We start from the raw sequence: 24951 nt of genomic DNA on the forward strand, positions 1-24951 counted from the left end.
CTTGTGGCGGGAATCGATTACAGATTGACCACCCTGACGTCGTTGGTGCTGGGATCGATGATATGGACGCCGCAGGCGATGCAGGGGTCGAAAGAGCGGATAATGCGGACGATATTAATCGGATTATCGATGTCCGGCACCGGCGCGCCGATAAGGGCCTGTTCGTACGGACCGCGAACACCTTTGTCATCACGGGGTCCGGCATTCCAGGTGGAAGGAACGACCAGCTGGTAGTTCTTGATCTTCCAGTTATCGACTGAGACCCAGTGGCCGAGAGCGCCGCGGGGGGCGTCCCAGACGCCGAAACCCTGGGCGGTCTTGGGTACGGCTTTTTCATTCATGCCGACGATCGGACCCGCAGTCCTGAGAGAGATCAACTGATCAATCCAGGCGATACCGGCATCTACAATCTGCTTGGTGATGAGAGCGCGGCACAGGTGACGGGCGACGACGCCCTCGCGGCCGCCAGCCTTGAAGAAATCAACCAGCGCCGGGAACTTATTGACCAAACCGCGCGCCAGAGGGCCGACTTCCATGGTCTGCGAGTTGTAGCGGGGAGATTTGAAGAAGGAGTAGGCGCCGGTCTTGTTGACGTTGAATTCGGTGACGCCGGCGGACGGATGGAGCGCGGTGGTGCCGGAGGGGTAATTGTACCAGGAATTGGTCACCGATTCGGTGATCTTGGAATAATCAACTGCGCCGATGGCCAGGCCGGCAACATCGGAAAGGGTGCCACGCTCCCCGGTCGAAGTGATAACGCCGCCCTTGAACATCGGGTTCGATCCGCCGAAGGAGGTGTCAGCCGGAGAAGCCGACGGGTTCTGAGGAAGCATCGGGTAGGCCAGGTAATTGCCGGCGGTGGCGCCGAGAGCAATCTTGGCCAATGGGAACAAAGGACCGGTTCCAACGGCCAGCACATCAGGCAGATAGTAGTTGTCCACGAAGGCTTTCTGCTCCAGCCACAGGTCGCGGAAGGCCAGAAGCTGTTCGCGGGAAGGAGTAGCGACGCAGCCGCCTACGGTGATGGTGTTCGGATGGGGCTGGATGCCGGTGATATAAGCCAGCATCTTCTGCGATTTAGCTTTCATCTCGAGGGATTTAATGTAATGAGACACCAGAGTGGTAACCGTGTCCGGGTCATTCAGGGAAAAGGCATCCGGGGTGTAGCGGGGAACGAAGGGAGAGGCATCACCCCTGGTAACCAGCCCGACTACCTTATCCCTGATAGCCTTGAGACCTTCATCGGAACCCTTGTAGTTGGCAACGGCGAGGATATCGATGTAGTCCAAAGCCGACAGGTTGTAAAAGTGGACGTAGTGATCATGAACATAGTAGCCGGCGCAGAAAAGGTTTCTGAGCAGGCGGCCGGCTTCGGTGAGTTCGATACCGAAGGCGTTCTCCATGGCCTGGGCTGAAGCAATGGCATGGACGCCCTCGCACACGCCGCAGACACGGCTGGTGACATATGGAGCATCCCAGGGATCCCGCCCTTGAAGCAGTATTTCAAAGCCGCGGGCCATGGTCCCGGCAGACCAAGCATCGGTAACAACCCCGTTGTTGACCTCAACTTCAATCCGGAGGTGACCTTCAATTCTCGTTATCGGATCGACGACAACTCGAGTCATTTCATCTATCCTCTTTCTTAATCTATTTCCAGATTTTCACTAACTTGATTGAACGTCACACGCCGAAGTTGAAATCGTGGGCGATAAGCATGTTGCCTTTTTCAAAAAACTCAGGTTGCGAGCAGGCGACACAGGGGAAGCTGCTCTGGATGCAGTAGCTGGCCCGGTTGTTCCACAGCCTCTCCCAGCAGTCCTGGAAGGCGATAGGACCTTTGCAACCCTTCAGGATCAGGCAGTAGCCCTGCTGCTTGGGATCGTTGAAGTTGGTGACGAAGTGCCGGGCTTCGAACTGACCGCGGCGGGCGCAATTATCATGCTGCAGCTTGCCGTAGAAGGCGACCGGGCGCTGGTACGCATCCAGTTCCGGGGCTTTGCCGAAGGTTAAATAGTAAACCAAGGTGGCGACCAGGCGTTCGTTATGAACGGGGCAGGTCGGCAGGTTGATAACGGGCGCCTTGATATCAGCAAATGTGTTGTGCTTGGTAGTGCCGTTATAGAGAATCCCCACGCCGCCAGTCGGCCCGAAGCGGGGGATGCCGCCGAATGAGGAGCAGACCCCCGCGGCGACAATCACCGCGGCATTCTTGGCGGCGGCTTTGAACTGGTCGACGAAGGTCTGGCCGCCGATGGTGCAGTATTTACCGTTCTCCGCCAGCGGGATGGCGCCATCAACGACGAGAACATATCCGCCCTTGGCGATGGTCTGGGCCAAAGCCTCTTCGGCCTGGTAACCCGAACCGGCCATTACCGTCTCATTGTATCTCAGCGAGATCGTATCCAACAGCAAGTCAACGGCGGTGGGTTCCAGGTTGTTGACAAACGATTCTACGCAACCGGTGCAACTCTGGCCGTTAAGCCAGATAACCGCCGGTTTGGCGGCTTGCTCTTCGAGAGCGTTGACGATGGTCGGGGTTAAGGCCTGGCTCAGGCCGAAATAGGTTGCCGTCATCCCGGCGATCTTGACGAAATCCCGGCGGTTAAGTTCCTGCTTGGTCAGGATTGAAAGATCCATTTTTGCTCCTTCAGCGGGCTATCGCTCCGCGCAATTTTTACGTTCAGAACTATCCCTACTAGGGCGCCATCTTCAGGTAATGGGCCAAGATATCCTGGCGGTCCTTGCTCAGATTGGCTCCGGTAAAGTGAGCCGAGATGAAGGCGCTGAGTTGAGCTTCAGTATTGAAGTTAGTCAGTTGAAGCGCGGTGATGTTCGGTCCGCCGAGGCCGCCGGCACGGCTGGCGCCGTGGCATAAAGCGCAGTTGCTGGAGTATAAAACCACCGGATCGGTGCTGAAAGCCGGGCTGGTTGAGGTAGCCGGCTTGGACTTGATCTTAAGATAATTAGCAAGGACATCCCTGAGAGGCTGTGTCATTCCGGGTGCCGGGTGAACACCGAGGAAGGTGCTCAAAAAAGCGGCGCTGAAATTGCTGGTGTCTGTAATATTAGGCCCCGCGACACTGCCCTGAAGGTTTACGCCGTGGCAGACGGAGCATTTGCTGAGGTACAGCAGGTCGGCGTCAATTCCGGGAACTGTGGGCAGAAGGGCGGTCGAAACCGGAGTGGTGGTGGGAACCGGCGCGGTCGTTTCAGTGGTTGGATTGTTAGAGGTACAGGCGCTTAAAATGGGTATCAACAGCACTACCAGGGCGAGGATGAGGCTAGGGACGCCGTGTCTTTTCATCATTCAACTCTCCTGTCTATTATCGCCGCTTCGTGTCAAGCCCTCGATGGAATCCAAATTCAAGCAGTTCGGCTGGTTCTTTTTCGCCCCGGCCGCAGAGACTTTTCAAACCTGCCGGATTCTAACACCATGGTACTAATACTGTCAAAGGCGCCTTACGTTGGTTGGATTAAATGTCCAATTCTCAATCTTGCCAGATTCACAATCTAAATTTTACGACAATCCATTTTGACCTAAAAACAAAACTTCTTTAATTTCACGATTGACCCGGAATCCGATCAAAAATATTTTTAAAGTGGCGAGTTCAAAGATGAACCGGACCTTCCACGTTTACAATATTAGTTCAGCCATCGTCCAGCGCCGGGGCACAATTCAGCTTGCGGGTCCAATCCCGCAGCGCAGCCAGCAACTGTTCGATAAGTTCCCGCGATTTCGGATCGATGAGCCTCCCGTCTGAGTCAAAAGCCTGCGCCGCCAGCGGCACCATCACCTCCGGCCGGTTAAGAGGATACATCTCCAGGAAAACCATGATCTGCCGGAGATGATACTGGGCCCGGGCTCCGCCGAAAGAACTGATGGAAGCGCTCATGATGGCCGCCGGTTTTTCTTTGAATGCATTATCGCCGTAAGGCCGCGATGCCCAGTCGATGGCGTTTTTCATGACGCCGGGAACAGAGTAGTTGGCTTCAGGGGTGACGAACAATATCGCATCGGCGGCGCGGATCAGCGATTTGAATTCCCTGACCGCGGCGGGCGGGTCGTGCTCCAGGTCCTGATTAAAGGGGGGAATGGGCGCCAGGTCGAACGTTTTTATTTCCATGCCCGAAGGGGCCAGCTCGACCGCGTTCCGCAGCAGCAGCCTGTTGAAGGACCCCCGGCGCAGGCTGCCGGCAAAACCGAGTACCTTGATCCTGGTCTCCATCGAAATTGATTATAGTACGGCGTGCGGCGAGCTCAAACAAGAAGTCTAATGGCGTTCGAGAATGCCCGATATCATGTCCAGGGCGATCATTCAATCGGGGGGGGGGGGGGGATATATTGAGGGAGGGCGGGTTAAAAACCCGCCCCTACAATGTTCCGATAGCCAAACCGTAGCAGCCGGTCTCCAGACCAGCGCAGATCCCAGTCTTCGCCAAAATAACGAGAGGTGCGTTCGAGGGTGGAATGGGGGAGGGCGGGTTAAAAACCCGCCCCTACAGTGTCCGGGCGCAAAACCGGGGCAGCCGGTCTCCAGACCAGCGCAGATTCCAGTCTTCGCCAAAATAACGAGAGGTGCGTTCGATGACGAACCGGGAGAGGGCGGGTTAAAAACCCGCCCCTACGATACCGGTCGCAAACCAGGGGCACCTGGTGTCTTGTGGCGATCTAGAAGAAGACGGGATTCCGGCCTTCGCCGGAATGACAAGAGGCACCTCAAGGATGAAACCGGAAGGGCGGGTTAGAACCCCGCCCCTACATTTGGGGCGAAATCGAAGAGGCCGAGTACCTGATTATCTCGGCGAAGTTTTGAATCCGGGTGCGGTTGTTGCTCTCCATGATACCATCATAGGTAAGGGTGACCCAGGGTTTGTGCAGCGATGAGGCCAGTTTTTCCGCCATGGCGGCTACGATGCCCCCGGGCATGCAGCCGTGCGGCATGACTGAGATCACGCCGGCGAAATCCGGGCTTTCCAGCCATTCCAATCCCGAACCGATGGACAGCACCGCCTCGCTGCCGCACCGGGGCGACAGGTGGAGTCCCGACTTAGCCAGAACTTCCTCGATGGAACCTTCCCTCAACCCACCAACGATATGTTCGATCACGCCGATGCTGTTACGGTAGTCGGCGTCCAGGACGCGGCGCCTGAGGTAGCTCCGGAACAATTTGCCGTATCGCCGGAACCTGAAATTGTCCTCATGGGCGCGGTGGAAAATATACCTCAACCACTCGGCGGTGGGCGAGATGGTGACTTCAAGCCCGGCCGCCTCGCAGCAGCGCGCGAGGTCATCGTTGGCAAAGCGGTTGGCCCTGAGATAGATCTCGCCGTTTATGCCGACCAGGGGCCGGCGGGGCAAAGTGACGTCTATGATTTCCTTGAAATCACGCGCCGCATGCTCAAGCAACCCGTTCAAATTCTGCCAGCGGCGAGCCCCGTCCCGGAACCGGGATACATAAGATTCGAATAGCCTGTCCGCCAGTCCCGATTCTTTTTCATAAGGGCGAGCGCGCCAGAGCAGCTTTTCAAGGGCGTCGGCGGCAAAGATGGCGTCGGCGGCGCGCCGCGGGAAATCAGCGCCAAGGTTCAAATCCTCGTAAGATTTGTTGGAGGTGGTCGATCTTACCTGGATGTCGTAACCGGCTTGTTTAAGGGCAATACCCTGTTCCAGGGCGTATTTCCCCAGCCTGCAAGGACCGTAGGCGCTGGCCATGATGAACTCAGAACCCGGTACGGCGGCGCGGTTATCCTCGCAGAACCTCAGAAAGTCCCCCAGGGTGGCGCGATAGGGCAAACATTCCGTCCCGGCGGTGACCCGGTTGGATAACTGCAGGCTGCGCGCGTCGGTTTCCGGCAAGACCTCTACCTTCCGGCCGCTGGCTTCAACCGCTCCGGCCAGAACCCGGATAAAAGGGGCCATAAACGGGATGACAAAGGTCTTGTGATCGACACTTACGGGCAAGGTCTGCCTTTTATAATCTATAGGCGCCGTTTCGTGCCGCTGTGCCGTCCGCGAGTAGCCGTTGATGGTATCGACGAAAGCCTCAAGCCGTGTGATGACGCCGGCTTCCGCGGCGTGCTCGTCGACCTCTAACTGGCCCAGGGGTTTGCCGCCCATGATGTCTTCCAGTACCGGCAAAATAAAGGAATTGGGCCCGCAGCCGAAGTTGGTGATCATCAAGCCGTAAAGGTTTGGCTCCCGGGCGATGATGTCCGACGCGGCGATGAATTTACTTTCATACGACCAGTAAGGCCGGTCGGTGTATCGGCTGATATCGACCGACTCCAGTGGCAAAAAGTCCATGGGGATGGGTTCGACCCCCAGTTGAGCCAGGGCATTGGCAATGCCCAGATTAGCCCCGGGATCCCCCGCCATATAGGAACGGGAGATGAGGACGACCCCGGTTTTGCCGCTGGATTTTAAGCTGGCCAGTACCTCTCGGCCGGCCGCCGCCCGGCCTGTTTCAAATAGTCTCTGGGAACGGATGCCTGCCACGGCCGCCTGGCGTGCCCGGACAGGCGGGGCGCCGAGTTCGCGGGCGGTGCGGGCGAGGTTGGCGATAACCTCATCGTCGCCGAGGCTGAAATCAATGACCGGCGACACTAGCCGAGCCCCCGTTTCGAGAACTTCCCGTACAATAAAAGGCGACGCCTGCACCAGCGGGCAGGCATATTTCTGATTTTCATCCCCTTCCTTGGGACCCAGGCGGATGGCAGCGGGACAGAGGATAAAATCAACCGCGTCCTTGAGGAAGGCGACGTGCCCGTGAAGGAGTTTCACCGGGAAACAGCTGTCGGTGTAGGAGAGTTCAATGGCGTGCTCGATTATTTTAGCCGTCGTTCTGGGGGAAATTACCACGCGCGCGTCCAGGGCGTTCAGGAAACCGGTCAGAAGCGGCGCCAGATCATGGGTCAGAAGAGCCCTCGGGATGCCGACAGCCGGTCCATGGCCTGTGGCCCCGCCGGCATCTTTGAGTAATAACGCTTCCCGGTCATCGAAGGCGGTGCGGATCTTGACCTTGTCGATCCGGGAGTCATAGCGGTCGCAGCGGCTGCCGAAGAACGAATCTGACCCGTCCGGCAGCTTCATCTGAGTGATAGAGCAATTGTTGTCGCAGTGATAACACGGGAAGGTCGTCAGGTGGCAACTGCTTTCGGCCAGGGCTTTGAAACCTTTAAAGACCGATGGCACCGGGAACAACCGGCCCTGATCCCGGGCAAGGAGCGCCGCGCCAGCAGCCCCGCTGACTTCCCGGTGTTCCGCCACCGAGAGCTCATGATCCGGCAATTGCTGCCGGAAAGCCGCCACCACCGCCTCATTGTAGAACACGGCGCCGGTCAGGATAATGTTTCGACCCAATTTCCGGTGGGCGACCACTTTCGACAGATAGTTTTTGGCGATGGCGTTGGCCAGCGACGCGGTGATCACGGGCAGGGAAACCCCATCCTGCTGCGCCGAGGTGATGGACTGGCTCATGAAGGCGGCGCACCTGGTTCCCAGGTCGATGGTATATGGCGCGGTAAAGGCGAGGCGGGCGAAATCACCGTTGGTGACTTTGACGCCCAGCTGGTCGGCCAGTTCGTCGATAAAGCTGCCGGTGCCGGCGGCGCAGGCCTTGTTCATCTGGCAATCTATGACCACGCCGTTCCGCTTAAGAACCAACTTGGAATCCTGCCCGCCGATCTCGATGATATCCGCGTCTTGATCGATCACTGCCGCCGCCCGGGTCTGGGCGGTTATCTCGTTCTTGATCAAATCCGCGCCGACGAAACCGCCCACCAGGTAACGCCCCGAACCGGTGACCCCGGCGCCGGCGATATCGACATTTTCGGCGCCTTTCTTCATCAGCTCGACCATCACCTGTTTTACGGCATCGATCGGGCGGCCGGCCGTCATCAGGTAAGTCTTGGCGATAATCTTGCCGGTAACGCTGTCCAGGATGACCGCCTTGGTGCTGGTGGAGCCGACGTCGATTCCCAGGTAGCCGCTGCCGCGATCCGTGATCACAGGCAGGGAGGGGGGTACCGGCACAGCCTGGCGCTCCAGCGGCGGGGTCTGGAAATAATTCCGCCGGTTATCGGCCACCGGCAGCGTGCCGATTTTGGAACGCCTTCCTATCGATAAAAGGGCGGCGCCATGGGCTTCGGTGTAGACGGCGTCCCCCGGTACGGCCACCGCGACGTCATACCCGTTCCGGCTTGAGAGTAATGCGTTCAGCGCCCGCTCCACAGCGCCGTTGGCGGCAACCCCGCCGACCAGGTACAACGGAGCGTCAAAAGGACCTTTCTTCAATGAAACGATCATCCGGGCAATGCTTTCGCAAAGCGCGGACAGGATGGCCGAAAGCTGAACGCCCTTCTGCTGCAGGTGAATGATATCGCTCTTGGCGAAAACGCTGCAGCGGGCGGCGACCCGGGGCGCATGACCCCGCTGGGACAGGGCGATGCGGGTGAAATCCTCCATGGTGATACCGAGCCGATAAGCCTGCTGTTCCAGAAAACGCCCGGTCCCGGCAGCGCAAAGCGGGTTGGAAACCACCTTCCAGGGCTTTTTCAATCCGTCCTCAAGACTGATGACGAGTGAGGTCTGGCCGCCGACCTGGATGATGGTTCTGGCGTCCGGATGGGCGTGCAGCACCCCCGACGCAACGGCCAGCGGACTGGAGTATGATCCCCAGTGCCAGTCAGCTGGAATCAACTCCTTACCGGACCCGGTGACCCCCGCTCCGGCGATGTCCGGGAATTGTTCCAGGCGTTTGAGAAGCGAGTTGACGGACTGGCGGGCGTCGAAGACGATCTTTTCGATGTCATGTTTGACCACGCTCCCTTTGTCATCGACGAGACAAAGTTTGACGTTAACCGATCCTACGTCCAGCCCAAGGTAATAGTTCATTGCTTCGGCAATTATGCTGTAAAACCATTGGGTTGGCAAATCAAAATAATGACCTTTGAAGCTGCGGCGCCAACTTCAAATCACATCGGGAGCGCCTCCGGGATCAACCGGTGGCCATGGCTCGCAACAACGGTATGAAGGCTTCAGGGGGATCGTTTTTACTGATAAAGGCCCTGCAGCCACAGGCTAAGGCTTCTTTCCTGGATTCCGGCAACGCGCTCAGGGCGACGACGGCGGCTTCCGGACACTTGTTCCTGATGCCCCGGAACAGACCGGAACGGTTATTCACAGGCAACTCCCAATCCAACAGGATCAGATCAGGCGAGTTGCCGGGGCTTATCTCCAAAAGCTGCTCGGCGGCTGCGGCTTCCTCAATCACCACATGGTCGAAGTGCTGTTCGATGAGGAGCCGTAAAGCTCTCCTCACCTGTAAATCATCGTCGGCAATGAGTACTCTCACCGAGCTTCTTCTCCGGTATCAGCGGTCCAGAAAACGATTGATCCCGCCGGCGTGAAAATTGCTTTCAGGACTTCTTTCCGGCGTCTCCCTGGACCTTACCGGCGATTGCTCCGGCTTGGGTTCGGTCAACCATAAAAATACGCCTAGCGCCGCAATGATGAGAATGATCCACATGGCATGCCCCCTTTGTTTATGGTAAGAAGCATAACGGACCATCCCGGGGGCGGTATCCGCGGTTAGGCGGGATTTGGGGTGGACGGAGGAGGGGTTTTTAATTGGCCATTCGGCCAGTATCGGAATCCAAAACCCGCCCCTCAATAAAAGTGGAACTACGCGGTCAGGAGCGTTTTTGGCTAGAAGAACCTGCCGTGCTGACGGACGCGGGCTTTGTACCATTCCAGCAAACCAATCGGAATCAGCGCAAAAACCAGCGCAACTATCCAATCCGCCGCGGTCAGACGTATTATCTCCAGATTGATGGAGAGGCTATTATTCAGGAATGCCTGAAGCCCTGGAAAATACATGAGAGCCAGGTGAAAGACCGGAACGAACGCCAGAAACGGCCAGACAAACAAGTAATTGTCATCCTTGAGGGTTCTGAACGCCGATTTGTTCAAACGGCGTAAGGACAACACGAGCAAGGTCTCGCTCAACAGCGCCACGGTCAGCAGCAAGGTGCGGGCCTTGGCTTGCGCCCATCCAACCGGGTCCAGGGCTCCGCCACCGAAATCCGGAACTGTTCCCAGGTGGTTACCGTCCATGACCGGCACCAGCCCGGAAGAAGCAAAAAGGTAGGTCAATGAAAGCACCGCGGCCAGCGATACGATGAACAGCGCCATTGCCGATGTTGTTCTCCGGTTGAAAATGTCCTCGCCGTCGCGGGGTTTTTCGGACATGACGTCTCGGCTTAGACGGTCCGAGATGAAGGCCAGCGGCGGGATGGCGTGCGCCGTGGTAAAGATGTATATCCTCTGCCAGGAGTTCAAAAGACTGAAATCCGGAATAAAGGAAGCGCCGAAATAGACCAGCGCTTCTGCCGCGTTGACAGCGATGTAGAAAAAGATGAGCGACCGGATCTTTTGAAAAAGTCCCCGCCCTTCACGGATTCCCACCACCACTGAATTGAAAGAGTCATCGGCGATGATCATATCCGACGACTGTTTGGCTACATCGGTCCCGGTCACGCCCATGGCAATACCGACATCCGCTGTCGACAGAGCAGGCGCATCGTTCACCCCGTCCCCGGTGACGGCGACGGTTCGGTTGGATTGCTTGTACCGCCGGACAATGGCCATCTTATCCTCGGGCGAGACCCGGGCGAAGACCGAGGTTTTGAGAAATTCTTCGTCGGTGAGGCGGTTATCGTACGCCGCAAAAGCCAGATCGCCGTCACGGACGATTCCGACCTGGCCGGCAATGCTGCGGGCGGTTTCCAGGCTGTCGCCGGTGACCATGACCGACCGGATGCCGGCTTTCCCGGCCTCGGCGACCGAGTCCAGGACGCCATCCCGGGGAGGGTCAATGATGGCGACGAAACCGAGGTAGGTAAGGCCGCTTTCGACCGAATCCCTAGACAATGATTGCGTAGCCCCATCGATATACTTGAAAGCCAGCGAAATGACCCGGTAGCCGTGAGCGGCGAACGCCTCCGCTTTCTTTATAAGGTAGCCTTTTTCTTGATCGCCGAGAGCCACGGTTTCATTGACCGTGCCGGTGACCAGGGATGAACACTTTTCGAGCACTCTTTCAGTGGCGCCTTTGGTAAAGACTTCAACTTTTACGGTCCTGCCGCCCGCGAAAACCTTGCTCACCCGCTTCAGATTCGAGTCAAAAGGGAAAGAGGCGATTTCACGGAAAATCGACCGGAAATAATTCTCGTCCAGGCCTGATTTGCGGAAAAGGGTCAGGATGGCGGCATCGGTGGTGTCGCCTACGGCGCAATACGACGCCTCCTCGGCCGTTCCACCGGCATTTTTGTTCAAGACTTTAACTATCGAACTCTCATTGTTCAACATGCCCGAGACCAGCACCATTTCCAGCGCCGACCCAGGGCCGACCGATGCGGCTGGCCTGGAATCCGGCACCTGGTCGAATTCGACTCCGACCGCTGACTCAGGTGCGTCTGCAGCGACAAACAAGCGCCCGGCCGGATCGAAACCGGTACCTGTGGCGCCAAAAATGTGATCGGCGCCCTTAATTTCGGGCAGGCTGAGCCATCTGACCGTCATCTCGTTTTTGGTGATCGTCCCTGTTTTATCGGTGCACACCACCGAAACGCGTCCCAGGCTCTCCACCGCCGACAGGTCCCTGATCACCACCTGGTGCCTGGCCATAGCCAGGGTTCCCGCGAGTAAGATTACGGTGGTCAGCAAGGGAATGTTGATGGGCATGATGCTCATCGAGGTAATGAGGCTCCGGGAGGCGGTTTCAGCCAGCAAATGAGTGTTGAAGACTCCGCCCGCCACAAGTTCTCCGTCCCGGTACAATGAAACCAGGTGGTAGGCCAGTGAAATCAGCAGATACACCGCCACCGCCGAGGCGAGATAGCGGGCTACCTTGTTTACTTTTTGCCTGAGCGGGATGTCGCCGGTGTTCAACCTGGTTACGGTTTCGGCGATGCTGCCAAGGCGCGTCCGGCTGCCGGTGGCGATCACAAGCGCGATCGCATTGCCCGACGTAACGTATGTTCCCAAGTAAACCATGTTTCCGTTTTCTGAAACTGAAGAGGCGTTCTCCGAGGTCTTTTCCACTGGGACGGATTCTCCAGTCAACGGCGCTTCGTTCACGGTTAGGAACGATGCCTTGATGAGCCTCGAATCCGCCGGCACCCGGTCGCCCTGCTCCAGTTTTATCAGGTCCCCCGGAACCAGCGCCTCCGATCTCAGTTCTTTGATCTGGCCATCTCGGATGACCTTGCTTTTAGGCGGAGACATGTTCTCCAGGGCTTCAAGTTTCTTCTGCGCCCGGATCTGTTGAATGATAGCCACAGCCGCGTTGAGCACGATGAAAACGATCCAGAAGGTTACCTGCCCCCACAAATCGGGCAGGACAAAGATCGCCAGAAGGGCCAGAATAGAGGTGATAATCAGGTAGATATTGACCAGCCAGTTGAGGAGGGGGGCAATGTAGACCTGGAACAGGTTACGCGGCGGCCTTGGAATAAGGTTTGGCCCGTACTTATCGAACCTAATTCCAGCCTCAGCCTGGGTGAGGCCCGAATTTATGTCGGTGCCGAACCGGCGCAGCAGTTCCTCAAGCGATTCCGTGGAATTTTCGGAAACCATCGGACATTTTATAAACAATCACACCGCAATAATCAAACGGGTCTAATTCTGTCGATATTTCACATCCTAACTTTGGAGCCGATCAAGCGTTAATACTGTTAAGCTTAGCCTTGTGTTAGAATACGAAGCAATCTTGCCAAAGGCAGGTAGAACGCCCGAATAATGGCGACACCCAAAAAAACCCGTCAAATCAACCCCATAGTCTGGGGACTACTATTATTCGTCATCGCCCAGGTGCTGACCCTGCTTTTGGTCAACCGGATCGATCCATTCCTGGACGAAAACAACATCTACGTCCCGAGCCAGCCACCTCAGGACGTGACCGTCTGGCCCGGCGAGACCACCCTTCCCTCCGGTGAGGTGATCGATGTCCCGGTCTATTCCTCTCTCGGGCCTATCCTGATCTACTTTGCCGTCGTTGTCGCCATTGTGGGGCTAGTGCTGGCGTTGATCCCGGTCAGGATGTTGAAAACGGTGCTCCGGGGGGTCTTCGCCCTGGTTTTCGGGTGGGGAACTTTCATCATGGCAGCCTTGTGGCTGCCTTTTCAGGTCGCGATCGTAATGGCCCTGGCCGTCAGCGTTATCTGGTTTTTCATCCCCCGCGTGTGGTTCCACGATGCCGCGCTGGTCATATCATTCGTGAGCCTCGGTGCGGTCTTCGGCAGGTTCATTACGCCGTGGACCGGCATGATCATCATAGGCGCCCTGGCGGTCTACGACTTTGTCGCGGTCAAGTCCGGTTTCATGGTGTGGATGGCCGACAAAATGACTCAGACCGCGGCGCTGCCGGCATTGGTCATTCCGCGTTATGCCGGCGAATGGGGGGACAGCATCAAGGAACGAGGCGTCCAAACCCTCGTCCAGACCGAACCCGCCGACCGGAAGTATTCGATCATCGGCGGAGGCGATATCAGCTTCCCCTGCCTGCTCACCGCTTCGGTTTATTTTTCCCAGGCGCAAGGCCTGGCGCCCGGAATTATCATGGCCATCGCCGGGACCGCCGGCCTGGGCGGCGCCTATCTTATCCAAAAATTCATCGTGAAGGGCAAACCGGTTCCCGCGCTGCCACCCATAGCCGTTTGCACCCTTATCGGCCTTTTCATCATCCGTTCAATCTGGTAAACCGGCAGTTGTGCCGCCAGCCTCGCAGGGATTAAAATCTTCTTTGCCGCATGGGCATCGCAGATACCGGCTATCGCCGTCTGCCTGCTTGAAAGCGATAACGATCCCTGGCTGAAAAGGTGTCGGAAACCGGATTGAACACTGAACCTAACAATGATTCTTCTGACAATCAGGCGCCCGGACTGTTCGGCCGATCACTGATCGGCTTCATTCGGGGCCGGGTAATGTACGATAAAAGCTCCGCACCGATCGATTACGAGATTGTCGATGTGAATGATGCCTTATTGAGCTATGCCGGCCTCGCCAGGGAGGAAGTAATCGGCCGTAGTGCGTCAACCCTCTGTGGCCAGCGGAAACTCGCGCTTCCCCCTCTTGATTTTATTACGAAGACTGTGGCGTCCGGTGAACCCCGGATCTCCGAGTTGTTCTTAGAAAGTTCAAACGGGCGGCTTTCAATAGCAGCTTGCCGCCTGTCGCCCGGCGAATTCAATGCGATATTCGAAGATATCACCGGCAGAAAGCTAGCCAGTGAGAAACTGGAAGCCGTGGTTGACGAGCGGACCCGGCAGTTGCGGACCGCTAATCAGCAACTCGCCGCCCGAACTGCTGAAAAAGATAAAATCGAGACGCAATTACGAAACTATCAGGTCCATTTCCGATCTCTTTACGAAAAACTGCCGATCGGATACCAGTCCCTGGACGCCGAAGGATTTATCCTGGAAGTGAATCCGGCGTGGCTGAACGCCCTGGGGTACGAACAAGATGAGGTGATCGGCCACAGATTTTGTGATTTCCTGATCCCGGAGCAGGTACCTCTGTTCGTGGAAAGATTCCCCCTGTTCAAAAAACGCGGTGAAATACAAACCGAATTCACTATGCATAGAAAAAACGGCACTCACGCGTTGATTTCGCTCACCGGAAGAATCGACTACGACTCCGAAGGCGCCTTTACAAAAAGCCACTGCTTCCTCCTGGACATCACCGAGCAGCGCCGGAACGAAGCGGAAAAGAACAGGTCAGCTTCGTTACCCCCGGTAAATCCGAACCCGGTGATGCAATTATCGCCCCAGGGTAAGATCATCTTTGCCAACAACGCCAGCCTCCCGATACTGCAGTACTGGAATACCTCCGTCGGCGGAACGCTCCCGGATTACTGGAAGTCTCAAATCAACGAAATTTTCAGCCGCGGCAACATGGAGGACTATGAAATCGAGTGCGGCGGGCGTTTCTTCGATCTTAAAATATTTCCGAACCCGGAGCTTGGCGTTCTCAACCTTTATGCCCTTGAGGTCACCAATAAAAAACAGATCGCCAGGGAACTGGCGATCAGCGAAGCCAACTACAGGATGATCTTTGACAACGCCTCCGACGCGATGATCCTGTGGGAGATCCAGGACGACGGCGTTTATCGCGTCAGGGAAGCCAACCTGACGGCACTGGAACGCTACGGATACACCAAGGAAGAAATGCTAAAGCTGAACGGGTCGGATCTAAATACCCCCGAGAGCTTCTCCAGGACCTTAGCTGCCGGCGAACAGATGAACAAGACCGGCTATGCCGTTTATGAATTAACCCATAAGACGAAAGCTGGCAGGTTTATTCCGAGCGAGGTTTACGGACACACCTTCGAACTGGAAGGGAAGCGGGTGGTCATGTCCGTAATCCGCGATATTTCCGAACGCAAGAGGGTTGAAGCCGAAAGGGCGCGCTACCAGGCTGAACTGGAGGTAAAGGTCGAAGAACGGACCGCGGCTCTATCGGCGGAGATAGCATCCCGGCAAAAAGCGGAGGAAGCTCTTCAGTCTCTTTACGAACGCGAGCGTTCGCTCAGCCAGGCTTTGAAGCGACAGATCGACGAAAGAATCTTCTTTACCCGGGCGCTGGTACACGAACTGAAAACCCCCTTGACGCCGCTCCTTGGTTCGAGTGAAATTATGGCTAAATTGGCCCAGGAAGAACCCTTGATAGGGTTGAGCCGCAATATACGCAGCGGCGCTTTGCAGCTGCAACAACGGATCGATCAGATGCTTGACCTGGCAAAAAGCGAGGTCGGCCTATTAAAATTAAAGTTGCGGCCCGTCGATCTGGTAGAGCTGATCAAAGATGTCGCCATGTATACAACCCCGGTGTCTGAAAAAAAGGGGTTGGTGTTCTCAATAAACCTGCCGGGTGCTTTGCCCCGGATTCAAGGTGAAAAAGAACAGCTCAACCGGGTGCTGCTGAACCTGCTGGACAACGCTTTCAAATATACCCCCAGGGGCGGACAGGTCAGTATCAGCGCCCGCCGGGAAAAGGGCAAGATTATCGTCGAGGTCACCGATACCGGGATCGGCATTTCACCCGAGAAGCTGAATCGCCTGTTCGTGCCTTACTCCAGAGTGTCGGATGATGACTCCGAGTTTGCCGGACTCGGCCTGGGTCTGGCCTTATGCAAAACAATTATCAACCTTCACGGCGGTCAAATCTGGATTGAAAGCCCCGGACGCGGGACAACGGTGGGATTCACACTGCCTGTCCGCGCAAAGGCGTTAACAACGGTTAAGGAGGCCCTTGAGCAATGAAAATCCTGGTTATCGAGGACGACCGTGATATTGTAGATTTCATTTCCCTGGCGCTTGGCATCGGCTGGCCGGGGATTGAAATTGAGGTGGCTGACACTGGAGAAAAAGGCATTGACATGGCCGGGAAGGTCAAACCTGATGTCGTCACCGTCGATCTCGGGTTACCCGGACTGAACGGCTTTGAAGTCATCAAGTCGATCAGGGTTTTTTCCAAGGTACCGATAATTGTTTTGACGGTTCGAGGTGAAGAAAAGGACATAGTCAGGGGGTTGGAACTCGGCGCCGACGAGTATGTCGTTAAGCCTTTCGGGCAGATGGAGCTCATCGCCCGAATCAGGGCGCTTATCCGACGCAACCAGGCAAAGGGCGAACTCAAACCACTGGTCTACGGCAGCCTGACTTTCGACGCGGCGAAGCGGCTGGTGAACACCGGCGGCAGAGACACTATATTAACGACTACCGAGGCCAATATTTTAGAACAACTCATGTCGAAACCCGGAGAAACGGCCACCCATTCCGCCATCGCGGAAAAACTCTGGGGTTCGAATTACCCGGAAGCATCGGAAGCGATCAAAGTCCACATCCGTCACATACGGGAAAAGATCGAATCCGATCCGGGCAAACCCCAGATAATCCTTACCCGTTTCGGGGTGGGTTACTATCTGGCCAAACCTGTGTAATCAGGCGATTCAGGTTTCGGTGCCTGTATCTCAAAAATGGCTGCCTGTTAATAATTATTAATCAGGCTGGTTATTCAGGTTATGCAATCTTAATATATTCCCATTACAAGTAACTGTTTCGTAATTTTAAATACGTGCGTTGGCGGATATACCCCTGCCGAATTTCAGGTTATAATTCAGGTGTTAATTTATGAACGTATTAAAACGATGGACCTTCTAGTAGTAGCACCAAAGCAAGAGGATACCGATTCTCCGGCTGCCATATTCAAGATGCTATGGCCGGGCACTAACGTTGTGACCTCTACGAGTTCACAGGAAGCTCTGTCCATCGTTGAAAAGCGGCATCCCGATTTTATGCTGCTTAACATCGCCAGCCCCAGCGGAGCCTGGCTTGATCTTATCCGTGACATCCGGCTCTTCTCCGCTGTTCCGCTGGTCGTCGTTTCGAACGATGCCAATGAATCCACCATGGTACGTTCCTTTGAACTCGGAGCTGATGACTATTTCGTAAAGCCTTACAAACCATTGGAGCTGGTTCTCAGGACCAAGGCCATCATCAAGCGGGCGAACGGCTCCAACGAAGGCGAGTCGCTGGTCGTAGGCCTGCTCCGTCTCCATGCCCTGCTGCACCGGGTGTACGTCGGTGACAAGGAGGTATCCCTTACCCCGACCGAGAACAACATCCTGCGGCACATGATGGAAAATGTCGGGCACATCGTGACCTACAGCAGCCTTGCCCAGCAGGTATGGGGCGACGATTATCCCGACGCCTCGGCGACCTTAAAAGTCTACATTAAACGCTTAAGGCAAAAACTGGGCGACGATTGCAAGCGGCCTTCGATGATCCTCAACGAAACCGGCCTGGGCTACCGCCTGGTGAAACCGATACAGTCCTGACTTTCTGCCTAAACTTAAAGTCCGGAGCCGCCCTGTTAGCCCTGGGTTCCACCCGATTCAGATTGCGGCTGCTCACAGCGCGTCACGAACCGATTTCGCCCAATTTTTAACACTTGCAGGGTATTTTTCAAGGCCTCCCTCAACAACATCCCTTATTGTCATCGTCCAAACCGGAAGGCGGTCATATTCCCCCACTCCAGGACGGCGCGCGGTGATCGGCCAATTCCTGCGGCTGTTCCGCACCTTTTCGCTTTCCGAGCGGCGAATCGAGTCCGGAGTCCTTCCGTTTCCCAGGAACTCAACGAGAAGACCTTGGGCATGCTCCTACCCTTCCGGGGAGTACCGGCTGGGATGCTGCAAAAAGTAGCATAGCACGGTCAGGTGATGCACGGCGCCAGCTCCCGCCGGGTCCTCGAAGTCCCAGGCCAGCGCCCGGTGAAAATAAGTTTCACAAGACAAGCCAGCCGGTAATTCCGCGCCGCACTCATGGCACACAACCGTCATCATCCAATTATGGCACAGGCGGCTTTCTCCGGCACCCCGCCGGCCATCACCCGACATAGATTGACGCGAATGATCATTTGGTTTATAATATTTATTGCAAATGATTAGCATTTGCATATCAGCGACAGTTCCATGGAGGCAAACATGACGCCATTGGGTGAAACCGAACTCAAGTCAACAGATCAGCGCTCGGTCATTCTGGATATCGTCAGAGCGGGCAAAGGGCACCTGGATGCCGGCGAGATCTACCAGCGCGCGCGCAAAAAACTGCCGCGCCTATCTCTTTCGACCGTCTATCGCGCTTTAGCCAAGTTCAAGGAGACCGGCCTTATCGAAGAACGGCACCTTGACGAAAACCACCATCATTACGAGATTTCTCACCGCGGTGAGCACCATCACCTGATCTGTACCGGCTGCGGCAAGGTCGTTGAATTCAAATTGCCGCTGACCGAGATAGTTATCGAGAAAGTTCCCCAGGCCGCGGGTTTCAAGATTAACCACAGCGGCGAACTGAGCCTGTCAGGTATCTGCCCTGATTGCCGGAAGAAAGCACCTTAACATGTCCCAACCCGACCTTGTTATCGATTATTCTGACGACTGCGCCTCCTGCCACGAGCGCATGCCCAAGCGCACAAAATCCCAATTGGCCGGGACACCGGCGCTGAAAATAGCCCTGGTAGGCAGTCCCAACGTGGGCAAGAGTTCGGTTTTCCATGCCCTCACCGGGCGGCGGGTTATCATCTCCAATTATCCCGGTACCACCGTCGATATTTTCCGCGGTACCGCTGTCCTCGACGGGCATTCGGTGGAGGTCATCGACACCCCGGGAATGTACTCCCTGCACTCCATCACCGAGGAAGAACGGGTCGGACGCGCCATCCTGCTCAGAGAAAAACCCGACGTCGTCCTGCATGTCCTGGATGCCAAGAACCTGGAACGCATGCTGCCGATGACTTTCCAACTCATCGAAGCCGGACTCCCCATTATCGTCGTTTTGAATATGATCGACGAAGCCGAAGCTCACGGCTTATCGATCGACATAAGAAAATTATCAGCCGCCATTGGGGTTCCGGTGCTGGAAACAGCTGCAAGCCTCGGGCGGGGAATGCCGGAACTCAAGCAGGCGATCCTCGATTTCAAATCTCAGGGATTTATTCAACCCATCGTTTACGATGAGGCCATCGAGAACGCAATCGACAGCCTTGTCCCCTCGGTCAAAGACAGTCCGCCCTCCGAAAGGATTTCACCGCGCTCCGTGGCTCTCCTTCTTCTGCGCCAGGACGAACAGGTGCGGCGACTGGTGGCCGGCGAAGGCAATGATGTGTCAACGGTTGACAGGGTGGTCGAGGAAACGATGCTAGCCCTACCCCAGCCGCCGGCTTATCTCCTGGCCTTGAATCTGCAGAAGGAAGCCTCCAAACTAGCCTCCGAGGTGATGACCCACCGGCAAACACCGGGGATCCGCTTCAACGAAAGGCTTTCCCGGGCCATGATGCAGCCGTTAAGCGGCGGCATCATCCTGGCGGCTGTTCTGCTTGCCATGTACTACGTTGTCGGCGTGTTCGGCGCGGGTTTCCTGGTCGGCTGGCTTGAAAAGACGCTGTTCGGCCAGATCATCAATCCGTTCTTCCAAAATACGCTTTCGACCTTGATCCCAGTAAAACCGATCTCCGACCTGTTCGTCGGCCAGTACGGCATCATCACCCTCGGACTGACCTACGCCATCGCCATCATACTGCCGATCGTGACGACTTTCTTCCTGATTTTTTCAATGATCGAAGATTCCGGGTATCTGCCGCGCCTGGCGATGCTGATCGACAGGCTGTTCAAATTCATCGGCCTGAATGGCCGGGCGGTCATCCCGATGGTTCTCGGCTTTGGCTGCGATACCATGGCCACCATCGTGACCCGGACGCAGGAGACCAAGCGGGAAAGAATTATCACCACATTGTTGCTGGCTCTCGCCATCCCGTGTTCGGCTCAGCTCGGCGTGATCTTCGGCATCCTCTCAGTGTCGACTGGTATGCTTATAACCTGGTTGGGGATTATCGTCCTGATCTTCATTCTGGTCGGTTGGCTGGCTTCCAGGATCATCCCCGGAGAACGCGCCTGTTTCTACATGGAGGTACCCCCGCTACGGCTGCCCCGGCTGTCCAACGTCCTTCAGAAGACCTACGCCCGGTTGGAGTGGTACCTGATGGAAGTCATCCCGATTTTCATCCTGGCCAGCGTCGTCCTGTGGGCAGGTGATCTTATTGGACTGCTCGACCTCCTGATACGGGGATTGCGTCCCGTGGTTGAATTCGCCGGCATTCCCGCCGCCGCCTCTGTAGCCTTCGTCATCGGCTTTTTCCGTCGGGACTTCGGCGCCGCCGGATTGTATGCCCTGGCGACGCAGGGGATCCTTACCGGCAACTCCCTGCTGATCTCGGCGGTGGTGATGACCCTTTTCGTACCCTGCATTGCCCAGTTCAGCGTCATGATCAAGGAGCGCGGATTAAAGACCGCGCTGGCGATTGCCGGTTTCATTTTTCCCTTTGCGTTCCTGGTCGGCTTTGTCCTGAACCATACTTTAAAAATCCTGGGGATCAACTTATGAATGAAACGGACAACGATAAAATCAAATGCCCTTTCTGCGGCTTCGAATTCGATGCCGTCTCAAGCACCGGTTACTGCGGATCATGCCCGCTGGCGAAGAATTGCAAGCTATTAAGGTGCCCTAACTGCGCCTACGAAATGCCGGCCGAGCCCAAGCTGTTCTCGGCGATCAAGCGGCTGAGGAGAAAACCATGAACATCGACGAACATGGCGAAGAAATCCTGGAAACGATGTGGATCCGAACACAAGAGGAAAAAATCCCGGTCAAAGCCGATGAATTCCAGTCTCACCAGGCCCTGGAGCAACTGATCGAGGGAGGCCTGATCGTATCAGGCGGGGATGGTTCGCTCGTTCTGACCGACAAGGGCTTGCCCGAAGCCCGCAGCGTCGTCCGCCGCCATCGCCTGGCGGAGAGGCTGCTTTATGACGTCCTCGGTACCCGAGACCGCCTGATGCATGATAAGGCCTGCAAGTTCGAACACCTGCTGGACAAGGGTCTCGATGAAAACATCTGTATCCTCCTCGGGCACCCCAAAGTCTGCCCTCACAACAAGCCCATCCCTCCAGGCAGATGTTGCCAGGAAGCGGCAGGAAAGCCGCAGAAGCTGGTTTCTCCATTATCCGAATTGAGGCCGGGCCAGCACGGAACGGTGGCCTATCTTTACGCCCCCGAGGCAAGTAAACTCCAGAAATTAATGGCGATGGGCGTATTGCCGGGCGCTCCAGTCAAGCTCATCCAGAGTTTCCCATCTTACGTTTTCCAAGCCGGTATGAGCCAGTTCGCCACCGACCGGGAAATGTCTGACGCCATTTACGTGCGCCTGACCGAGGATCAGCGACCGATTGCGCGATAACGGAAACCGCTGATATAATTCAGGCGTCTTCGTGGGGCTGTAGCTCAGCTGGGAGAGCGCCTCCTTTGCAAGGAGGATGTCAGGGGTTCGAATCCCCTCAGCTCCACCATGATTATCAATAGGTAGAACCGCATCATAACCGCTCCCATCGGGGCCAACCACGATGGGGAGCTTATATCTCACCCTCACGGATTTTCCATCGGTATTTATCTCCCGGACAAACGACCTGAGGAAAGACTTTCTTTCGGTCAGGCTCGAATCGACCAGTAGTTGGCGAAGGTCTCGGGCACGCGTCTTCACCGAGTCGATGTCAATCAGCTCAACCCCTTCTTTATCGATTTCCTTTTCGACCTTGAGTCGGCTGTTCTCAAGTTCCGCCAGCCGGCTTCTTAACTCACCGATCCGCGGCGCAAGGTCATCGATTCCAATTCTTCCAGTTTCAAGCGCATCGTACAGCCTTGACAGCCTGGCCCTGGTATCAGCGAGTTCGGCGTCAATAACATCCAGTTGTTCTTTAAGTGCGCCTGAAGTTGACCGAAGCTCCTCATTAGTAAGAAGTGCCATTTTCTCCATGTTCTCATCGGTCAGCACCCGTGTCCGCAGTTCATGAACGATCTGTCTTTCCAATTTTTCCTTGGGCAGCATCCGCATATCACAGGCAGCCTTGCCCTGCTTGGCGCCTTTAGAGCATAGATAATAAAAGTGCTTTCCCGATTTGGCGCTGTGGCCCATCATCGCCCCGCCGCAGCGGCAATGAAACAATCCACTCAGTAGATAGAAGCTCGGGACAGTCCTGGGATGGGTAATCTCTGGCTTTTTCATGGACATTTTATGTCGGACAGATTTAAATATTTTATGGTCGATCAAACCCGGCCAGGCGTTTTCGACTCTTACCGGTTTCTCGCCGCAACGACGGACTGCACAGCCCGGGCGGTCTCCCCAGACCAGCGTTCCGGTATAAGCCTCGTTTGATAGTATCTTATAAATAGTAGTCCGGCCCCAGCGCTGGCCGCGTTCTGTTCGAAGTCCTTCACTGTTCAGGGTCTTGGCTATCTCTTTACATCCCATATCTTTCATGGCCATATCAAAGATACGAAGGACCGTCTGGGCACTTGATGAGCCTTCAGAATCGGGCTCAAGCTTGTTCCTGGTCCTGTCGCCATCTTTGACATGGACGACGTGAAAGCCGTAAGCAGGCTTGCTGCCATTGAAAAAGCCTCGGGAGGCATTTTCACGCATACCACGCCGGATATCCTGGCCCAGGTTGGCGCTGTAGAACTCATCGATGGATTCGATGACGCCTTCCAGAAGCCGCCCGGTCGGGCTGTCGTCAACCGGCTCATTGATCGAAATTACCTCGATGCCTTTATTACGAAGCAGTGTCTTGTAAGTAATCGAGTCGGCGCGGCTCCGGGCGAAACGGTTAAGCTTCCAAACAAGGATGGCCGAGAAAGGCGGATTCTTGGCCCGGGCCAAGGCGACCATTTCCTTAAACGCCGGTCGCGAAGCAGTACGCCCGCTTTCCGCTTCGTCGATGAATTCGCGTACTATCCGACAATTGGTTTTGGCAGCGTACTCACTAATCGAACGAATCTGGGCTGAAATCGAGAGGTCGGTGTCCTGTTTGTCTGACGAAACCCGGGCATAAAGGGCGACTGCTTTAGATTCAATGTCCATCTTTTCCTCCTACAGATGCCGGAATGCCCTCCAGCGAGATTGGTTTAATTGCGTCTATTTGAGGTTGGAGAAGGTGGCTATCACAGGTGTTCATTATAATGAGAGCCACCTTTTCGACCTCGGCGGCGGTATTGACCATGGGTTGAGCCAGGGCAATGAGTCTTTCGTCACTGAAACTCCAGGCGTGATTCAGGGTGATTTTGCTAGATAGATGAGGCATTTTGGTTTTCACGGCCTTGTCAACGAGAGAACCGGGCAACGCTCGCCTGCCCTTTTTGGGGAAAGGCCCGTCGATACCGAAGATGCTTGGTTTCGTTTCTCCGTTCCGGGAGCCCGACCAGTACGTGACTGCCCATTCTTTGCCTTCGGCGTCGTCCGGTTCATACAGCGCGCCGTAGAAAAATAGCCGGTCCTGGATCACTTCACCTATACGCAGCAGGATTTGGGAACAGCTCTTGGAGTAAATCCCGGAGAGGCCGATGACATCGAATCCAGCCCGGTAGGCTCTTTCACGAAATTCGTCCTCAGGCAGCAAGACCGCCGATGCAAACCGGTTGGCGGCGATGTGGCGGGCGCTCGTCCTCAGCGGCTCGTATCCCGGCTCAGTCTGCACAAACACAGTCTCCATCATCTCTCTCAGCTCATGAAGGATGGTGTTCTCGATGCCGCTGGCCGTATCGTTCCGGCGATAATAGATGTATTTCCGGCCGCCGCACATTTCGTGATAGCCCCTCACATTTCGCGGCATTTTCTCCGACTCTTTCAGGTGGACACCGAAACATGAAGCAACCGCTCTTAGCGCCCTCACGTTCGCCGGTAAATCCCTCAAATAGATCTGCCTGAACTCCTCTGCCTTTTGATCCTCGGTCGAAGCCCTGGGATTGCCATACTTCCCAACCAGGTAGTCGCAGAAACCCTCGAGGTCATTGAGGCTCTTCACTCGCTGCGCCCCGGCAGCAGCTTTTTCCCGGTGGCCTTCTCGTACATCTCAACTATAAACCGCTTCACGTCCGTCGTCAGTTCACCCGTCATGCGGGTACCGGAATGGTAGCGGGGGTCGTTCATGACGTAATTGAAAGCCATCTCCACTTCCTGTTCGTCGCTAAGACTAGGTTCATTCTCTTCGAGATAACCGGCCGCCCTGAGGAGGTCTTTGAGCGTCACCTGGTAGACGGGCGCCAGGCGCTTCATGAAGTCAGGTCCGGGCGGATTTCTCCGGCCCTGCTCGATCTGGGCCAAGTACGAATAAGAGATGCCGGTCTTCTGCGCGACGTCCCTCAAGGAAAGCCGCTGCTTCTGGCGCAGTTGTCTTATATATCCCGCGAAATCTGGCATAGGTCCTCCATGTTCACAATGTTAGCACATTCTGGTAACAGATGCAACATGTTTCCGACAATTATTTTACGTTTGTTTTGAGATGA

At 55.8% G+C, this 24951-nt stretch carries 18 protein-coding genes, 1 tRNA gene and 2 pseudogenes; 9 read left to right on the forward strand and 12 right to left on the reverse strand.

Annotation, left to right across the window (positions count from 1 at the left end; genetic code table 11):
* Positions 1 to 17: 17 nt before the first annotated feature.
* The 8 genes from Dform_RS09530 to Dform_RS09560 all read right to left on the reverse strand — a co-directional run bounded on the left by Dform_RS09530 (position 18) and on the right by Dform_RS09560 (position 12637).
* The gene (locus Dform_RS09530; protein WP_076004806.1) at positions 18 to 1625 is read right to left on the reverse strand and encodes a nickel-dependent hydrogenase large subunit; all 1608 of its coding nucleotides are present in this window, start codon (positions 1623 to 1625) and stop codon (positions 18 to 20) included.
* A 55-nt stretch (positions 1626 to 1680) separates the two neighbouring features.
* Complete coding sequence (locus tag Dform_RS09535) at positions 1681 to 2637, reverse strand: hydrogenase small subunit (protein WP_076004807.1); 957 nt, start codon at positions 2635 to 2637, stop codon at positions 1681 to 1683.
* Between the two features lie 58 nt (positions 2638 to 2695).
* Positions 2696 to 3307 carry a c-type cytochrome gene (locus Dform_RS09540; RefSeq protein ID WP_076004808.1) on the reverse strand — a complete coding sequence of 204 codons (612 nt, stop codon included), beginning with the start codon at positions 3305 to 3307 and terminating at the stop codon, positions 2696 to 2698.
* Positions 3308 to 3647: 340 nt separating this feature from the next.
* Positions 3648 to 4226 (reverse strand): NADPH-dependent FMN reductase, encoded by a 579-nt coding sequence (locus tag Dform_RS09545; protein WP_076004809.1) that lies wholly within the window; start codon positions 4224 to 4226, stop codon positions 3648 to 3650.
* A gap of 530 nt (positions 4227 to 4756) precedes the next feature.
* Positions 4757 to 8893: an acyl-CoA dehydratase activase gene (locus Dform_RS09550; protein WP_076004810.1), complete on the reverse strand. Its 4137-nt coding sequence runs from the start codon at positions 8891 to 8893 to the stop codon at positions 4757 to 4759.
* A gap of 103 nt (positions 8894 to 8996) precedes the next feature.
* Complete coding sequence (locus Dform_RS09555; protein WP_076004811.1) at positions 8997 to 9353, reverse strand: response regulator transcription factor; 357 nt, start codon at positions 9351 to 9353, stop codon at positions 8997 to 8999.
* Between the two features lie 18 nt (positions 9354 to 9371).
* Positions 9372 to 9527, reverse strand: a complete 156-nt coding sequence (locus Dform_RS11410) for a hypothetical protein (protein ID WP_158513503.1) — start codon at positions 9525 to 9527, stop codon at positions 9372 to 9374.
* Between the two features lie 179 nt (positions 9528 to 9706).
* Positions 9707 to 12637 carry a cation-translocating P-type ATPase gene (locus Dform_RS09560; RefSeq protein ID WP_076004812.1) on the reverse strand — a complete coding sequence of 977 codons (2931 nt, stop codon included), beginning with the start codon at positions 12635 to 12637 and terminating at the stop codon, positions 9707 to 9709.
* 162 nt (positions 12638 to 12799) lie between these two features.
* On the opposite strand from Dform_RS09560, the gene Dform_RS09565 reads away from it, so the two are divergent.
* The 4 genes from Dform_RS09565 (at position 12800) to Dform_RS09580 (ending at position 17897) form a co-directional block, all read left to right on the forward strand.
* Positions 12800 to 13759: a presenilin family intramembrane aspartyl protease gene (locus Dform_RS09565; RefSeq protein ID WP_076004813.1), complete on the forward strand. Its 960-nt coding sequence runs from the start codon at positions 12800 to 12802 to the stop codon at positions 13757 to 13759.
* A 224-nt stretch (positions 13760 to 13983) separates the two neighbouring features.
* Positions 13984 to 16320: a PAS domain-containing sensor histidine kinase gene (locus Dform_RS09570; RefSeq protein ID WP_158513504.1), complete on the forward strand. Its 2337-nt coding sequence runs from the start codon at positions 13984 to 13986 to the stop codon at positions 16318 to 16320.
* Positions 16317 to 17000 (forward strand): response regulator transcription factor, encoded by a 684-nt coding sequence (locus Dform_RS09575; RefSeq protein WP_076004815.1) that lies wholly within the window; start codon positions 16317 to 16319, stop codon positions 16998 to 17000. Before Dform_RS09570 ends, Dform_RS09575 begins: the two co-directional genes overlap by 4 nt.
* Before the next feature lie 207 nt (positions 17001 to 17207).
* Positions 17208 to 17897 carry a winged helix-turn-helix domain-containing protein gene (locus Dform_RS09580; protein WP_083635441.1) on the forward strand — a complete coding sequence of 230 codons (690 nt, stop codon included), beginning with the start codon at positions 17208 to 17210 and terminating at the stop codon, positions 17895 to 17897.
* Between the two features lie 72 nt (positions 17898 to 17969).
* Here the strand turns inward: Dform_RS09580 and Dform_RS11645 are convergent.
* A pseudogene (locus Dform_RS11645) lies at positions 17970 to 18518 on the reverse strand (DUF5946 family protein).
* Between the two features lie 27 nt (positions 18519 to 18545).
* On the opposite strand from Dform_RS11645, the gene Dform_RS09585 reads away from it, so the two are divergent.
* The 5 genes from Dform_RS09585 to Dform_RS09605 all read left to right on the forward strand — a co-directional run bounded on the left by Dform_RS09585 (position 18546) and on the right by Dform_RS09605 (position 21962).
* Positions 18546 to 18959 (forward strand): Fur family transcriptional regulator, encoded by a 414-nt coding sequence (locus tag Dform_RS09585; protein ID WP_225973677.1) that lies wholly within the window; start codon positions 18546 to 18548, stop codon positions 18957 to 18959.
* A 1-nt stretch (position 18960) separates the two neighbouring features.
* Complete coding sequence (gene feoB, locus Dform_RS09590) at positions 18961 to 21000, forward strand: ferrous iron transport protein B (RefSeq protein WP_225973678.1); 2040 nt, start codon at positions 18961 to 18963, stop codon at positions 20998 to 21000.
* Positions 20997 to 21194, forward strand: a complete 198-nt coding sequence (locus Dform_RS09595; protein WP_076004817.1) for a hypothetical protein — start codon at positions 20997 to 20999, stop codon at positions 21192 to 21194. The genes feoB and Dform_RS09595 overlap by 4 nt, the downstream gene beginning before the upstream one ends.
* Entirely contained in the window at positions 21191 to 21853 is a 663-nt protein-coding gene (locus Dform_RS09600; RefSeq protein WP_076004818.1) for a metal-dependent transcriptional regulator, read from the forward strand. The genes Dform_RS09595 and Dform_RS09600 overlap by 4 nt, the downstream gene beginning before the upstream one ends.
* A 33-nt stretch (positions 21854 to 21886) precedes the next feature.
* Positions 21887 to 21962 (forward strand) — tRNA-Ala (locus Dform_RS09605).
* Positions 21963 to 22462: 500 nt separating this feature from the next.
* Here the strand turns inward: Dform_RS09605 and Dform_RS11855 are convergent.
* From Dform_RS11855 to Dform_RS09630, 3 genes and pseudogenes are all read right to left on the reverse strand, one after another.
* A pseudogene (locus Dform_RS11855) lies at positions 22463 to 23530 on the reverse strand (recombinase family protein); the annotation flags it as partial.
* Positions 23520 to 24470: an ImmA/IrrE family metallo-endopeptidase gene (locus Dform_RS09625; RefSeq protein WP_058439967.1), complete on the reverse strand. Its 951-nt coding sequence runs from the start codon at positions 24468 to 24470 to the stop codon at positions 23520 to 23522. The gene Dform_RS09625 and the pseudogene Dform_RS11855, both read right to left, overlap by 11 nt.
* On the reverse strand, positions 24467 to 24865 hold the full coding sequence (locus Dform_RS09630; RefSeq protein ID WP_058439968.1) for a helix-turn-helix domain-containing protein: 399 nt from the start codon (positions 24863 to 24865) through the stop codon (positions 24467 to 24469). The genes Dform_RS09625 and Dform_RS09630 overlap by 4 nt, the downstream gene beginning before the upstream one ends.
* Between the last annotated feature and the right edge of the window lie 86 nt (positions 24866 to 24951).

It is taken from the genome of Dehalogenimonas formicexedens, assembly GCF_001953175.1.
GTDB classification, from domain to species: Bacteria; Chloroflexota; Dehalococcoidia; order Dehalococcoidales; family Dehalococcoidaceae; genus Dehalogenimonas; species Dehalogenimonas formicexedens.